The sequence below is a fragment of the Dictyobacter aurantiacus genome, from assembly GCF_003967515.1.
GTDB lineage: Bacteria > Chloroflexota > Ktedonobacteria > Ktedonobacterales > Ktedonobacteraceae > Dictyobacter > Dictyobacter aurantiacus.
Genome location: NZ_BIFQ01000001.1, coordinates 4,405,602 through 4,421,419, shown reverse-complemented (window position 1 = coordinate 4,421,419; position 15,818 = coordinate 4,405,602). Strand labels below are relative to the sequence as shown.

12 protein-coding genes are annotated in these 15,818 nt (G+C 55.4%); all 12 read right to left on the bottom strand.

All coding sequences use genetic code 11. The annotated features are described in order from the left end of the window. Positions 1 to 236: 236 nt before the first annotated feature. Positions 237 to 1,355, bottom strand: a complete 1,119-nt coding sequence (locus tag KTT_RS17775; protein WP_126597268.1) for a hybrid sensor histidine kinase/response regulator — start codon at positions 1,353 to 1,355, stop codon at positions 237 to 239. Between the two features lie 2 nt (positions 1,356 to 1,357). After that, positions 1,358 to 1,813: a response regulator gene (locus KTT_RS17770; RefSeq protein WP_126597267.1), complete on the bottom strand. Its 456-nt coding sequence runs from the start codon at positions 1,811 to 1,813 to the stop codon at positions 1,358 to 1,360. 6 nt (positions 1,814 to 1,819) lie between these two features. Then, positions 1,820 to 4,132, bottom strand: a complete 2,313-nt coding sequence (locus tag KTT_RS17765) for an ATP-binding protein (RefSeq protein ID WP_126597266.1) — start codon at positions 4,130 to 4,132, stop codon at positions 1,820 to 1,822. 431 nt (positions 4,133 to 4,563) lie between these two features. Next, positions 4,564 to 5,826: a DUF1501 domain-containing protein gene (locus tag KTT_RS17760; protein ID WP_126597265.1), complete on the bottom strand. Its 1,263-nt coding sequence runs from the start codon at positions 5,824 to 5,826 to the stop codon at positions 4,564 to 4,566. A gap of 84 nt (positions 5,827 to 5,910) precedes the next feature. Then, positions 5,911 to 7,533 carry a DUF1800 domain-containing protein gene (locus tag KTT_RS17755; protein WP_126597264.1) on the bottom strand — a complete coding sequence of 541 codons (1,623 nt, stop codon included), beginning with the start codon at positions 7,531 to 7,533 and terminating at the stop codon, positions 5,911 to 5,913. Between the two features lie 382 nt (positions 7,534 to 7,915). Then, positions 7,916 to 8,323 (bottom strand): response regulator, encoded by a 408-nt coding sequence (locus KTT_RS17750; protein WP_126597263.1) that lies wholly within the window; start codon positions 8,321 to 8,323, stop codon positions 7,916 to 7,918. A 72-nt stretch (positions 8,324 to 8,395) separates the two neighbouring features. After that, entirely contained in the window at positions 8,396 to 9,199 is an 804-nt protein-coding gene (locus KTT_RS17745; protein ID WP_126597262.1) for an alpha/beta fold hydrolase, read from the bottom strand. Positions 9,200 to 9,223: 24 nt separating this feature from the next. Then, entirely contained in the window at positions 9,224 to 10,099 is an 876-nt protein-coding gene (gene lipA / locus KTT_RS17740; RefSeq protein WP_126597261.1) for a lipoyl synthase, read from the bottom strand. Positions 10,100 to 10,113: 14 nt separating this feature from the next. Next, positions 10,114 to 11,454, bottom strand: a complete 1,341-nt coding sequence (locus KTT_RS17735) for a dihydrolipoamide acetyltransferase family protein (protein ID WP_126597260.1) — start codon at positions 11,452 to 11,454, stop codon at positions 10,114 to 10,116. A gap of 67 nt (positions 11,455 to 11,521) precedes the next feature. Beyond that, complete coding sequence (locus KTT_RS17730) at positions 11,522 to 12,511, bottom strand: alpha-ketoacid dehydrogenase subunit beta (RefSeq protein ID WP_126597259.1); 990 nt, start codon at positions 12,509 to 12,511, stop codon at positions 11,522 to 11,524. Continuing rightward, positions 12,508 to 13,596 (bottom strand): thiamine pyrophosphate-dependent dehydrogenase E1 component subunit alpha, encoded by a 1,089-nt coding sequence (locus KTT_RS17725; protein ID WP_126597258.1) that lies wholly within the window; start codon positions 13,594 to 13,596, stop codon positions 12,508 to 12,510. The genes KTT_RS17730 and KTT_RS17725 overlap by 4 nt, the downstream gene beginning before the upstream one ends. A 179-nt stretch (positions 13,597 to 13,775) precedes the next feature. Beyond that, positions 13,776 to 15,662 carry a PrsW family glutamic-type intramembrane protease gene (locus KTT_RS17720; protein ID WP_160145949.1) on the bottom strand — a complete coding sequence of 629 codons (1,887 nt, stop codon included), beginning with the start codon at positions 15,660 to 15,662 and terminating at the stop codon, positions 13,776 to 13,778. Between the last annotated feature and the right edge of the window lie 156 nt (positions 15,663 to 15,818).

Sequence of the window (15,818 nt, the reverse complement as noted above, 5' to 3'; positions counted from 1 at the left end):
AACATACTCTCTAAAGCAATCGTAAACGCCGCATGCACCCGGCTCGCATTACGGCCGGGAACGGCTTCGCTCATCTAAACAAAATGGCCATCATACTTGCTCACACGTACCACAGACAATCTCTACAGTGGAATAAGGGCTGTACCATTCAAATATAACAGTATTACTCTTACGTAACCTAATCAGTTTCACTATAAACAAATGACCTATACCATGAGCGCATATGAGATCAATATTTATACTATGTATTTAGGCAGCTTTACAAAAAAATTACTCCCTACACCCAGAGTGGATTCAACCCATACAAGCCCACCTGACAGATCGACCGCCTTTTTCACGATGGCCAGGCCGATACCAGTACCTGGATAGATCTCTTCACTATGTAAGCGTTGAAAGATATTAAAGATTTTCTCGTAAAACTTAGGCGCGATACCGATACCGGTATCGGCCAGCCTGATAACAACAAATTCGCCATCCTCCCACCAGCTAACAGTGACCTGTGCCACCTCGTCCGGCTTATGATACACCAGGGCATTATCCAGCAAATTGACGAAGATCTGGTTGATCAGGGTACTATCGCCATAAATAGTGGGGAGATCCTCCGCCAGGGTAACGGTCGCTCCAGTCTTCTGGAGGCGCGTCTCCATACTTTTCACGATCTGCCGCAGCAGATAGTCCAGGGCCACAGGCTTGTAACGGAGCGCCCGATGCTCGATGCGCGTATAGTTTAAGAGATCATCGATCAAGCGATCCATCTGCGAGCAGGCATGCACAATATTTTCGACATAATGGCGTCCGCTATCGTCGAGTACATCGTGGTAATCCTGCTCAACGATCTGCGAGAAGCCGGTAATAGCCCGCAATGGGGCGCGCAGATCGTGAGCCAGCGCATAGGCGAAGGCCTGGATCTCCTGATTTTTCTGCTCCAGATCCTGCTGATGCTTCTCCAGGGCACGTCTCATCGTTGTGCGCTCGATCGCGTGGTGAATGGCGCGAAACAGGTTGCCCGGCGTCATCTCATCCTTCACCAGGTAGTCCTGGGCTCCACTCTTCATCGCCTGCAGGGCGATCCCCTCATCGCCCAGGCCAGCCAGTATAATGACCGCAAAGGGGACGGAACCAGAGGAGTCCACCAGTTCCGCTAAAAATTCCAACCCGTCAATATCAGGCAATTTATAGTCGAGCAGAATACAGTCAGGCTGAATTTGCCTGCACAGGAGCAGCCCATCCTCACCGGTTTCCGCCTCGTAGCATTGATAGCGATAGAGGGGATCTTGCAAAAGATAGCGCCGAAAAGTATCCCGATCGTCTGGATTATCATCAATAATACAAATTGTAGGGTTCTTCTCCGCCATACTCACATCTCTGTTATCTCAGGAAGCTTCACCACTCCAAACCAGTACTGGTTGAGCAAATCTACAGCCTCTAATAGTTTTTCAAAAGTCATCGGCTTGAGAATATAGCTGTTGGCACCCTGCTTAAAACAAATATCGATATCTCTGGGATCGGCCGATGTCGTCCAGATAATAACAGGGATCATTTTCAGCGCATCATCGTGCTTGATGCGCGTGAGCACTTCCTGCCCGTTCATGAGGGTCAGATTCAGATCGAGCAAAATGAGCGCGGGGCGGGGTGAAGTTTCTTTCTGGGTATATTTTCCGGTATGGTGAAGGAAGTCCAGAGCGTCATCCCCATCATCACAACGGTAGATGGGGGTGGTGATCGATAACTTTTTTAACGCCCACTGGATTACTTCAAAGTCTTCGTCATTATCCTCTACAATCAGTAGTGGATAATCGGAATGATCAATCATGCGCTGCTAGCCTTCCTGCAAGGTAAAATAGAACGTCGTACCTTCTCCAAACGTAGATTCCAGCCAGATTTCACCTCCATGGCGCTCTACGATACGTTTAACGATTGTCAAGCCCGCGCCCGTTCCGCCGCCAAATTTATCCCGACCATGCAACCGTTTAAAAATGTTGAAGATCGAATCAAAGTACTTATCCCGAATGCCGATGCCATTGTCACGTACGTAAAAGATCAACGCTTGCTGCGGATCCTCGGGCTGCTGATACCCTATTTCGACCCATTTCTCTGCCTTATCATTATACTTCATAGCGTTGGTGATTAAATTGGTAAAAATTTCACCGACGCGCACACGATCGCACCAGATAGTCGGTAGGGGGCGCGGAACGCGAATCTCAACACCCTGCTCTTCAATTCTGGCCCGCAGCAGCTCAAGGGTGGCATCAAGCATCTCGTTGAGATTGGTCTCGGCAAAGGCCAGGTCAACGCGTCCCACACGCGAATAGTGCAGCAGGGATTCGATCAGGGAATCGAGCCGATGCGAGAGACGCTGCAGGGTATCCAGGCGACTCAACCCTTCTTCATTCAAGGTATCGGCAAAATCTGTTTTTAGAATGTTCACATAATTATTGATGCCACGCAGGGGCTCTTTCAGGTCATGCGAAACGATGTAGGCAAAAGAGTCGAGCTCTTGATTGCTCTCCGCCAGTTGCTTATTGAGTCCGGCCAGTTCCTCGGAGCGTTGCACCAATAGATCGTGCAATGCTCGATCCACCAGGGCGCTTCTGAAGCCGCGCGCCGCATCGACCTCACAGGCTTTCCAGGCCTGGGATTGAAAGTGAACCGTTTCACTCCAGGCGGCGAAGGAGGTACGCGGATACAAAATGGCACTGCCGTCCGGCTGCACCTGGACCGGTTTGTGTGGATCACCACCCCAGATTACCTGCTGCACAACTTCTGACCGGAACCAGAGCACATAGCTGCCCTGCAAAGGTGAAATCGAGATGGCCAGGAGGCCACTCACCATGCCCTGCAATTGTTCCGCATCCTTCCAGTGCTCGGAGAATGTATTGGTCACAAAGACATCGTTGTGCACATGCTCTTTGAGCCAGTCAACGATACGCATGCCATCGGCGGCGCCTGGCGCCTGACCAATGGGCATATAGCGATCGTTAAAACAGACTGCGGCACCCTGCGCATTCGTCAGGCTGAGCAATTCTTCGGGATGCTGCAATAGCTGCTCAAAAGGACTCTGATCGCCACGTATATGCTCCAACAACGAAGCCTGGATGTTCTTTACATGCATTTCATAGGCATAATCATCAATATCTTCACGGGCAGCGATCTGCAGCGAGAGCGATTGACCAAGGAACTCGCAGGCCGCGCGCACCGTGTAGGGCACGAAACGGGGCGAGTTGTGGTGACACGAGATTAATCCCCACAGCTGATCATTTTTCTTGATCGAGATAGACATAGAGGCGGCCACGCCCATATTCTTCAGGTACATGATATGCATCGGCGAGACGCTGCGCAACACCGAAGAGCCCAGATTGATGGGTCCTCTGGTAACCGGATTCTCCACCGGGATCAGCGGCGCTGGTTGATACGAGACGTCGGCGATCAGGCGCAGCCAATTGTGGCGATACAGTTCACGCGCCTGGGCGGGAATATCGGAAGCCGGGTAATGCAGGCCCAGATATGATTCCAGATCTTCATTGCGCGCTTCCGCGATGACTTCACCATGCCAGTCTTCGTGAAAGCGATAGATCATCACGCGATCAAAGCCGGTCAATCTACGTACAGCCTCGGCCGAGGCCTGGCACATATCCAGAAGGTTGGCGGCCCGCTGCAAAACTGAGGCCGATGTGCGCATGATCTGATAGAAATTCGGAACATAGGCGCGTTTTTCTTCAGGAGCGGGCTCCAGTTCGAGCAGCAGCAGTTCTTTTTCATGGCCATCGACATGATGCACGACTCCATCGAAGCGCTGCTCCTGGCCTTCACTATTCTGTATCCTCAGCGCCAGCGGGTTTACCGCCTCAATCTCATCTAACAGCAGGCTGGCTGTGAGCTGTTCCACCTGGTCAGATGGGAGAAGCTGAGCGATAGGCTGCTCCAGCAGGCTCACCGACGCGATACCCAGCAACGCATCAGCGTTGTTGCTGATCTGGATAATATTCAGTGCGGGCACACTCAGAACCATCAGGAGGCCATGAGGTTGGATAGATCCTGGAATATGAATTGGCTCACGGTCACAATTGGTAAGATCTACAACTTCATTTGACGCATTGGTCTGTGTCACATATTCCTTGCTAAACTTGCTCATACTCATCCATCTTTACCTTTTACATTTTCTCTAAAAATAATTATTGCTGCCTCTCAAGAAAGGCCAGATGCGCCAAAGGAAAAAAGTGGCAGGAAGATACACTTACGATCCATCCCTTCTATTTATCACAATTCTACAGAAATCTCAAGTAGATTTTGCCGCGAAGCTCACCGGGGACAAGCCATATAAGGATGTGCATTCCTCCCCTCCCTATTGGGCCGCGATAGCCGCCGCACGCGCGTCCGCTGCGCGGCCGCCCTGGTTTGTGAGTTCTATGGGGATTACAGAAGCGGTGCAACGGATATGTTTATAGGAAAAAAAGGCACAAAGCGCATGCATAGTGGTGGTGGTTTCTCTGTGGCGGAGGCGCCGTAGCGCCTCCGCCACAGAGAAACCACCACTATTCAATAGCTGGTGTGGAAGAAAGAGAGTTAGAGCTGGGGTAAAAAGTTTTGGGAGCCAAAGGAGCCTCCCAGGACATCTTTGGAGGAGGCGCCCATCCAGCGATCCAGCACGGTTGCGTAGACGGAACGAAAATCTACAGTATATTTCAGGTTGCCTACCTGGTCCAGGTTTTTGAGGTCGGGCGGCTCGCCGTAGATGCCCTGGTGAATCGACTTGCCCAGCACGAAAAGGGGTGCAGCCGTACCATGATCGGTCCCCTGGCTACCATTTTCTTCAACGCGCCGCCCGAACTCTGACCAGGTCATGACCACGACGTTATCGGCTTTGCCATGCTTATCCAGGTCGGTATAGAACGCGGACAACCCTTCGGCCAGGGTCTTTAACAGGGTCTCATGGGTAGTGACCTGGTTGGCGTGGGTATCGAATCCGCCCAGCGTCACATAGCCCACGCGCAGCCCAAGTCCCTGCACGATAGTTTCGGCCAGCGTCTTCAGGCCGGCGGCGAAGGGACCCTGGGGATAGGTGACGGCCGGGTGATAGGCGCCCTGAGCCTGCAGCAGCTGGCGTCCCCCTTCGTGCGCGTTGAGCGCGGTCGTATCTAAGAGCGCGGCGTATGGCGATGAGCGAGGATAGGTATTATAGAGCTTGAGCAACGCCTGCAGACGTGCGTTGCCCCCATCGGGTTCGGTAGGATCCGCGTTAAGGCGATAGGCCTGTGGACTGGTCAGCGTCGGGACCGGCGTGGTGATTGAGGAGAGCGCCTGCGCCGTCTGGGTCCCAATATCCATCGCCTGGAAGGGATGTCCATCTTTATCCACCAGGCCGGCCACCAGTTTTCCCAGCCAGCCCTCGCTGCCGGTACCATTCAGGTCCAGCGTCTGCCAGATATCCATCGCCTGGAAGTGCGAGAGACTCTGATTGGGATAGCCAACGCCCTCGACGATGGCGAGATGACCCTGATCCCACAGACTTTTGAGCGGCGCCAGGTTGGGATGCAGCCCCAGGCGATCGTCCAGGTGCAACACCTTGTCTTCAGCCAGCCCCAATGTGGGGCGCATCTTATGGTATGTGGCGTCGGTATAGGGGACAACGGTATTCAGGCCATCGTTGCCACCCGCCATCTGGACCACGATCAACGTGTGGTCGTTGCCCGCCATGGCGGTGCGAGCACCATCCATCTGAAGCGCTTTGGCCGAGGCAACACCACGGCTAAAGATTGCAGGCATAACCATACCAGCCGAGACCACCAGCATGCCATCCTTGATCAGTGCGCGACGCGAAAGTTTCATATCCTTTTTCCCTCCTGACCCTGGCAGGCAAGTTTCAGGCCTGCCGTCAGATTGTGTTCCTGCATGTATATCTATTTACGCATCCTAATTGAGCTGATATTCCGGAGATGCCAGCAGCAGATACAGTGTTCCCCGTACCTTACTGACCGGATAGCTTTTTCCGCCACTCAGCGTAATGTGTCCTTTGCGCGAGCGCGGATCAGGAGTATTGAAGTAGTCCACCAATTGCCCCTTGCGTTCATTATCCAGCGTGCCATCCAGCAAGAAAGCGGAAAAGTGGTCCACGAATTTCTCAGGCGTATCGATGTGGTGGGTATCGACAATAGACTGGAAATCCAGCGGCTTGTAGACGCTGCCGCGATAACGTCCACCGCCGATCAGCGTGTTGATGTAGTTGAGGCGTGACATCCAGGTGCCGCCATTGAGCCAGAGGGAGCTGACTTTATCGCCCGGCCAGCCCGCGACGTTGGGTGGCGCGAGCAGGGTCTGCCCTAGCTGGGTAAGCAGGGGAGGTAGCTCCACGCCACTGGTCTTCGCATCCAGTGCCCGGTACGAGCCAACCAGAAACTCGGTCGGCGATTTCATACGCGCGCGATACGCTTTGGGCGAGCTAAACTGTGGCGAGAGCAGCAGCGTCTTCATGACCGCCTGCATGCTGTGGTTGCTCTTGACGTAGGCATCCACCAGGGGCTGCAGATCATCGTTGCTCGGATTTTCGTAGGCGAAAAAGGTAAAGAGCTTGCGGCAGATGAACCAGGGGGTCGCCGGGTGATTGGCGAGGATCCTGATGACATCCTTATAGTCGAGGTTCCCTTTTTGTCCCAGGAAGACCAGCTCTCGCGTGGTATGGTCGGCCGGATTGTAGCGTGCCGTCTGGGTGCCCGGGTGTATATGCCAGCCGGTCAGGGCGGCCGCTCCCTCAAACACATCCTGCTGCGTATAGTGACCCAGACCGAGCGTAAACAATTCCATCAATTCGCGCGCGAAATTTTCATTGGGCGCATTCTTGCGGCTCTTGGTCAGGTCCAGATAGAACAGCATGGCGGGATCGCTGGTAATGCCCAGCAGCAGATTGTCGAAGGTATCGAAGGCGTGGTCGCGCAAAAACTTATTCTGCACGATCATACGTATATAGGCATCTTTACCGCCAACCTTTTGAAAGCTACTGGTCAAGACGCCATGCCAGAAGAGGGTCATCTTTTCCAGCAGCGGTCGCTGGGTGCCAGCCATGCGTAGCAGCCACCATTGCTGCTGACTCTGCGGCTTCGCCAGGTTCAGATTCGCCGCCGTCAACTGCTGCTCCAGTGGCTGATCGGAGACCTGCTGATAGTTCAACAGGCGATCCACCGCGCCCTGAAATCCCAGCGGGGTATAGGTGGCCAGATCGTTCAGGGTGACGCCAAATCCGGCGCGGCGCAACAGGTGACCGATCTGCGCATTTGTGCCAGGGTCAGCCTCGAATGGTGAGCCGCCATTCTGTTGCGTGTGCTGCCATTCAGCCAGGGCGACGCCGCCAATGGCTACGGCGACGCCCGCGCCGGCCAGTCCTGAAAAGAGTGCTCGGCGCGACAGGCGCTTCGGCGCGGGTGTAGCCACTCCGTTTCCTGGTACAGAGGCTGTGAATGCTGGTTGAGAAACGGGAAAGTTCTCGCCCTGGCCGGGATCAGCCCCTTTCCATGGTTGGGTGGGCTGTTCGTGTATATCCATGTTCAACGCCTCCTCTATGCGTTTATATGCGATTCACTATGGATAGGTGATGGTGCGTCTATCATAAAAATACATAGAACTGTATGTTTTTTTCTATCTGCGGAAATTGTACCAGGAAGAGTTCAAGGAAGTCTCAAGAGAAACTAATGATTTGCTCTTTTTTTATAGGGAACTGAGTGCCCGCGCATGGGCGTCCGCATACGCGGCCGCACATATATAAAGATGGTGGCGTGTGGTTGCGCGGCGGGTGTCCGCCGCGCAACCACACGCCACCATCTTTATATGAATCCTCGTCGTAGGTGCCGGGCTTGCCCCGGCTTGTCGCGAAGCGACCCGTACCCGGGCGTTCACGTCCCACCAAAGAGGACACCGGGAAAAGGGGTTAGCAGGTGAGCATGCGCACGGTATCCAGCAGGTCGCGGACGTGGAAGGGCTTGATGATGACGCGCTCTACGCCCAGCTTCTCAACGTCGGAGGCGGCGATGTTTGCGGTGATGACGACGACGGATGGGCCAGGAAACAATGAGGAATAGAGCTCACGATATTCCTGGAGGTGGGCTAAAAAGGTGAGACCATCCATACCGGGCATGGCCAGGTCCAGTAAAATGACGGAGGGATAGCGACCTTCGCGGGCCGCGTTATGCAGCCAGTCTAGAGCCTCCTGACCTTCGGCGGCCTCGGCCGGCTCATAACCATCTAACTCCAGGGCCCAGGAGACCATGTCGCGAATGGCAGGATTATCGTCTACCACCAGTACCACTGGATGCTGAAGCGATGGCTGCTGTACCATGTTTCCCTCTCTATGAGAGCCAGGGGATCACCGACTCGGGCTAACTCGCGCTATGCTGCGCTTGAAAGAACCTTATAGGGCGCTCCGCAAGAAGTCTTGCAGTACGGTCTGGAATGCCTCGGGCTGTTCGAGGTTTGAGAGATGGCCGGAGTGGGGAATGACCGCGAAGCGGGCTCCCTTGATCTGGCGGGCATAGGCACGCGCCACGTCGGGTGGCGTCAGGGCATCGTGCTCACCAGCCAACACCAGCGTGGGACAGTTGATGGTGCCCAAGAGATCGCTGCTGTCGGCACGCAGAGCCATGCCACGCGAGGCGGCAGCGATGCCCAGCGGGTTGGCAGTCGCGATCATCTTGCGCACCTGTGCCTCCACAGCGGGATGATGGGTGCGCGTATACTCTGAAAGGAGGCGCGGAATCTGCAGATCGGCGATGGCATCCGTTCCCTGCTGCTCAGCCGTGCGGGCCAGATTCTCGCGATTGGCCCGCCCCTCCTCGGTATCCGCGCCGGGACGGGTGTCGGCCAGGACCAGACCGCCCACCCGCTGAGGATATTTGCGCAAGAAAGCGAAAGCGGCATAGCCACCCATTGAGAGGCCGCAGAGCACCGCCTGCTGCATCCCCAGATGGTCCATCAGACCAGCCAGATCATCGGCGAACATCTCCATGGTCGAGAGGTTCCCATACAGGCTGCTCTCGCCGAAGCCGCGCCAATCTGGCGCCACCAGGCGATAGCGCTGCTCATCCAGCAAACGGCCAAGCTGGTTATCCCACATGTGCCGATTGAGCGGAAACGCATGCAGGAAGATCAGTGGTACGCCGATGCCATGATCTTCATAAGCCAGTTCAACGGAGTTTATGCTTGCTTTCGATGCCATAATTGCTCCTTGCTTACTCCTCGATTACTCTTGCGTCGCTCCATCGGCCTGCTCATGGGCATGATACGAGCTGCGCACAAAGGGTCCCGATTCCACATGGCGGAAGCCCAGCTTCTTGCCCTCGGCCTTTAGCGCGGCGAACTCCTCCAGCGGCACGTAGCGCTGAATCGGCAGATGCTGGAACGATGGACGCAGGTACTGACCGATGGTCAGGATATCGACGTCATACTCACGCATATCGCGCATCACCTCAAGGATCTCATCCCAGCTCTCGCCCAGGCCGAGCATGAAGCCGGACTTGGTGCGTGTGCCGGGGTACATCTCTTTGGCCATCTTCAGCACCTGCAACGAGCGCTGATAGACAGCCTGGGGACGCACACGCTTATAGAGCCGGGGAATCGTCTCGACGTTGTGGTTGTAAATATCGGGTTTCGCATCCATCACCACACGCAAGGCATCGGGCGAACCTTTAAAGTCAGGGGTCAATACCTCAACTTTGCACTCGGGATTGAGCCGACGGATCCAGCGAATGGTTGAGGCGAAGACCGCCGCGCCACCATCCTTCAACTCGTCGCGATTGACCGAGGTCACCACAGCGTGGCGCAGCCCCATCTCCTTCGCAGCCTCCGCCACGCGCTTCGGCTCTTCCCAGTCCAGGCCCAGTGGACGCCCCGTCTCAACGGCGCAAAAACCACAGCTGCGGGTACAGACGCGTCCCAGGATCATAAAGGTGGCGGTCTTGTGTCCCCAGCACTCGCCGATATTGGGGCAGCGTGCCTCTTCACAGACGGTATGCAGCGACTGACCACGCATCAGTTGCTTGAGTTGTTGGTAGTTTTCTCCCTTGGGAGCTCGTACGCGTAGCCATTCAGGCCGGCGCTCCGGGATAATGGTCGTCATGGAAAATTCCTCTACTAATACACATCGATGTCGCGTCCATAGCTTTGCAATTTGGTGCGCACGGCCTGCAGGAAGCCGCCGGCGCCCGCTCCATCCAGGATGCGATGGTCAAAGGACATCGACATAAACATCATCGAACGCACAGCGATGGCGTCATCTTCAATTACCACCGGTCGTTTCACGACAGCATCCATACTGAGAATGGCCGCATGTGGTTGATTGATAATAGGCATAGATATAATTGTACCAAATACGCCAGGATTATTCACTACGAAGGTGCTGTTCTGCATATCCTGAACGGTCAGCTTGTTAGCCCGCGCGCGCTGAGCCAGGGCGTTAACCTGCTTCGCGAGCGCGGCCAGCGTATACTGGTCAGCATCATAAATCGTCGGAACGACCAGTCCTGTGTCGGTCGAGACGGCCATGCCCAGGTTGATGTGGCGCTTGATGATGATCTTGTTATCGGGCGTCCAGGTGGAGTTGATGGTCGGATACTTGCGAATGCCCTCGCAGACAGCCTTCATCACAAATGGGACAAAGCTGATGCCATAACCTTCGCGGCGTTTAAACTCGTCTTTGTTTTTGGCCAGCCACTTCGCGATATTGGTCATGTCGACCTCAACCACGGTGGTAGCGTGCGGCGAGGTCCGCTTGCTACGCACCATATGCTCGGCGATCGCCAGGCGCATGCGACTGGGGGAGACCACCTCGTCACCAGCCTCGGTCAGTTGCTCCGACGTGGGCTGCGCAACCTCTACCCGGGCAGGCTGCTGGGCAACGGGCGCGGCGGCAGGAGCGGACGGGGCATACACGGCAGCGGGAGTAGCCACCTTCTGTCGTTGCTCCACAAAAGCCAGGATATCCTCTTTGCGCACGCGACCACCCGCGCCGGTTCCAGCGATATCATTCAGGTTAATGCCGTGCTCCTGCGCCAGGCGGCGGGCCAGCGGAGAGATACGCTGACGCTCCTCGTCTTCGCGCTGCTGTTTCACACGCGTACCATTGCTCGGCAGGCCCACGGGCTGCGACGACTCGGGCAGCGGGGTAGCGGCCTCGCGCACACTCTCCACCGGAGCGGCATCGGGGCCGGACGTGCCACTGTCCGCTGTCACATCGGCGCTCTCTTCAATCATGGCGATATCGGTCCCCACAGGCACCGTCTCATCGACCTGGACCAGAATCTTGACCAGCCGTCCGGCCACCGGAGATGGCAGTTCAGCGTTAATTTTATCGGTAATCACCTCGGCGATCGCTTCATCGCGCTCGATGGTATCTCCAACCTGTTTTAACCAGGAGCCAATGGTTCCTTCCGCCACTGATTCGCCCAGGCGCGGCATTTTTACTGGTGTTGGCATAATAAGTACACCCTTTCATCCCCTCTATGATGATAGATTTGTGAGATCTCTATTCTGTATAACACGTTTAGTAGGCGGCCAGTTCTCTGGCGGCCGAAAGAATCTTGTCAGCGTTTGGCAGATAGGCGGCCTCCAGCGCCGGCGCATAGGGAAAAGGTACATCCGGGGCGGCCACACGTGTAATGGGACCATCCAGATATTCAAACAGATCCTGCGCCAGGATGGCCGAGAGTTCGGCACCGATCCCGCCCGTCAGGGTATCTTCATGGACGATCAGCACCTTATTGGTGCGTTTTACCGACTCTGTGATCGCCTCACGGTCCAATGGCGCCAGGCTGCGTAAGTCCAGAACCTCGACTTCCAGATCATCGTCCTCCTCCAGCCTTTGCGCGGCCTTCAGACATTGATGAACCATCGCGCCATAGGTCAGGATGGTCATGTCTTCACCTTCGCGACGCACGATGGCTTTCCCTAGCGGCACGACGTAATCCTCGTTCGGCAGTTCTTCGCGCAGTTCGGGTAGGCGATAGAGCAACTTGTGCTCCAGGTAGAGAACAGGATTGTTGTCGCGAATGGCGGCCTTGAGCAGACCCTTCGCATCATAGGTGGTGGAAGGGACGACAACTTTGATGCCCGGCGCGTGAAAGAACCAGGCTTCGGGGCTGGTCGAGTGGAATGGACCGCCCTTGGTGCCACCGCCGGAGGGTCCGCGCACCACCATAGGGACCGGCATTCCCACACGCCAGTACATCTTCGACGCCATATTGATGATCTGGTCGAAGCCGCAGGTAATAAAATCGATGAACTGCATTTCAGCGATGGGACGCATACCCATCAGCGCTGAACCGACGGCAGACCCGATAATGGCTGCCTCGGACATCGGAGTATCGATCACGCGCTCGGAGCCGAACTCCGACAGCAGTCCGGCACTAACTTTGAATGCTCCACCGTATGACCCCACATCCTCTCCCAGGAGGAAGACGGCGTCATCGCGCAACATCTCCTCGCGAATGGCCTGGCTAATGGCCTCCAGGTAGGTTACTTTTCTATCACTCATCGTCGTCCAGCGGCCTCCTCTGCCTTTTGCACGGTATGAAACGGCTGGCCCGTACGACTGTCGTACGCATTGATATAGCGGGTATCCAGCGCACCCGGCTCACCAACCATTGCTATTGGCCCATCGGGAGCATAGACATAGTGCGCAACCGTTGTTTCATCTGGCGCGGGACTCTGCTCGGCAAAGCGTACCGCATCATCGACCATAGACTTGATCTGCGCATCCATCTCGCTACGCGCGGCTTCTGTTAAGATTTCTTCCTGGAATAGATAGTGCTCGAAGCGCTGAATAGGATCTTTCTTGAGCCACTCGGCGCGTACATTATCGGGGACGTAATCGGCCTTATCCGCCTCTGAATGGCCGCGCACGCGGAACGTCTTACATTCGACCAGAGTGGGACCCTGACCGCTGCGTGCGCGGGCAACAGCCTGCCCGACGGCCTCTATGACGGCCAGCACATCGTTGCCATCGACGCTGTGACCGGGCATGCCATAGGCGAGCGCACGGTCGGAAAGGTTCTGAATGGCAAACTGCTTTGAGGTAGGGGTCGAATAGGCATACCCATTATTCTCAACCACAAAGACGATCGGTAACTTCTGCACCGAGGCAAAGTTGAGCGCTTCATGAAATGAGCCGGTATTGGTTGCGCCATCGCCACAGGAGGCTAAGACGATTGTTGAACGTTTGCGCATCTTCATAGTCAGTGCGACGCCGCATGCCACGGGGAGCGACTCTCCGAGCATGCTAATCATAGGAACAACGCCCTGGTGCATATCACCAATATGCATCTGACCATCACGACCTAAGGTGGGGGAATTGCCGCGAGCTAGCCACTGGCACATCGTACTGCGAGGAGAGACTCCCCGTACAAGGTGCATACCTAGATCTCTATGCTGCGGAACAATGCAGTCCCCATCGCGAAGCGTCATTGCTGCCCCGACGGTTGTGGCCTCGTGCCCCTGCGCCGTGTAAACACCACCTACGATACGCCCCTGTAAAAACAGGGTTCGAATGCGGTCTTCCATGGCACGGGTGAGGCGCATAAAACGATAGATCTGTAGCAGGTTGGCCCGCTCCAGTTCCATAATCACCCATCCTTTTCTGTATTAAGGTGCGCTTGCGCTTATGCGAGCATGCGCTAGAGGTGCCAGGGCTGCTCTCCATTGACGCAGTCACACCTTGAACTGATTTCTTTATCACATGTATACTCTACCACATCAGCGGGGTAGTATAGCTACATATGTACTATAGTCGGTACGATTCTTTATAGCTTATAGTTTGCGGCTTCGGCCAGAATAATATCCTGGCGTAGGCGTTGAATACGCCGCCGATAGGCGTCCTCAGGCTGGATATAGCCGAGTTTGGGCTTATCGCCCATGCTAACATGCCACTTGCGAAAGGCCAGGCCGATCTCCGTTTGATACAACGCCTTCACACGCATCCACTGCTTAAAACCCTGGCGAAACAGTATGCTACGCTCAATGCGGGTACGCAAAAACGAATGCTGGAGCATGGCGTACTCGTCTACCGTCACGATCCCGTTGCTCACTTCCGAGGCCAGAAACTCACGGATAATGGCGGCCTCATGGGCCAGGGATTTAATCAGGCAATAGATGATCACCATCTGGGCAATAAACGGCAGGATGTAGTCGCCGATGCTGGCAAAGAGCGAAAACATAACAATATTTGAATTGTCCGGCGAGGACAGGACCAGCGCGTTGGCGAAAAAGTTGATGAAGTCGAAGGCGGTATGCAATCCCACAGCGATAAAATAGCCGATGATGGGGATCACGATCTGCCGCCAGCGTATCTGTGTGTGCCGCATATACCCCAGGGCGATGCCCAGGCAGATAGTAAATGTGGAGTGGCTCAGCCATCCCAATACGATGCGCCCGATCAGTAAGAAGAGAAAAGCCTTGGGATTGCCGGCGAAGTAAAAGATATTTTCCACCATGGCAAAGCCAGCGCCGATCAACGCACCGTAGACGATGCCATCGGTCACGTTATCGAATTCGTCGCGCAGCACAAAAAAGAGCAGCAGCAGACCGAGTCCTTTGACGGTCTCTTCCGTAATGCCGGCATTGAGGGCTGAAAAGAGCGCATGCAGGGCCCGGCCAGCCTGCGGACCCAGGATGGCACTCCGCCAGCTATCAACGCTTCCCTCGATAAAGGTGGTTGGCGGAATGGCGATGATGGCTCCCCAGAGGAAGGCGGCCAGGCGTAAGAACCAGGGCTCGCGCTCATAACGATCAATGAAATTGACCAGCAGATTAATACCCAGCGCGGCCACAATCGGAATCGTCAGCACCGATAAGATATTGACAGGGCTTTCCTGCACCAGCGAGACGATCCCCAGCAGGTTATTTAAAATAATGGCGGCCAGCGCGCTCAGCAAGAGCGCCAGCAGCAACAGACCACCAATGGTCCAGCGCAGCGTTTTTTTTAGCACCCTGGGAAGAGCAAACTGAAGGGTAATGCTGCTACCGAGCAGCTTACCTTCCTCGGCCCAGGCACGCGCATCCAGTTCCATAACCGTCTGACGTTCCTCCAGGCTCGCTGTCTCAGGAGAGATAGTATGCGCCTCGTGTCTTTTGCCATTTGTCGCTGGTATCTTTTTGATGGGAGGCAGCAGCGGCAGGCGTGAAAAAACACGGGGGTGCGCAGCCGTGGATGAAACAGGAAACTTCACAGCCTCATCGCTGATCCGAGATGGAGTTGGAAGCGGTAATTCACCAGCCTTATCATCGTCAAGCGCGGAAGCGATAGAAGCATCTTGATCACCTTTAGGAGCGATCAGTTGCAGCATGGTATTGCCCAGTACCAGAAAATCCTGGGAGTGCAGCACATGCCGTGCCCCGGCGGCAACCTCATGCCCATTGACGTGCAGGATATTCTGGTCCGTGACATTATGAATAGACCAATTCTCCCCGTCGAAAACCAGGCGCGCATGCTCACGGGATACGCTGGGGTCCATTAAGATCAAATCATTGCTCAAGGCTCTCCCCATAGTCGTCTCGCGAGACGTTAGCACATAGACCAGACGCTCTTCTGGAAACAGACCACGAGGATGTGTATCCGGGCGCCTGGCGGGGTCGGCGGGCAAAAGCACACGCACCACGCGCAACACCCCATAATTTTGACTTCCACTCATGGAACGCACCCAGCGAACAAGGGCCGGCCAGCCGCTTGTTGCTCCCCTCTTTCTCATAGTTTCCCTGGCTATGGTGACCATGAATCAGCTATCTCTTCTCGTTAGCTTCACCACCCCTCTCCCGCTACTGGTCGCCCACATCGATTACCATACGCC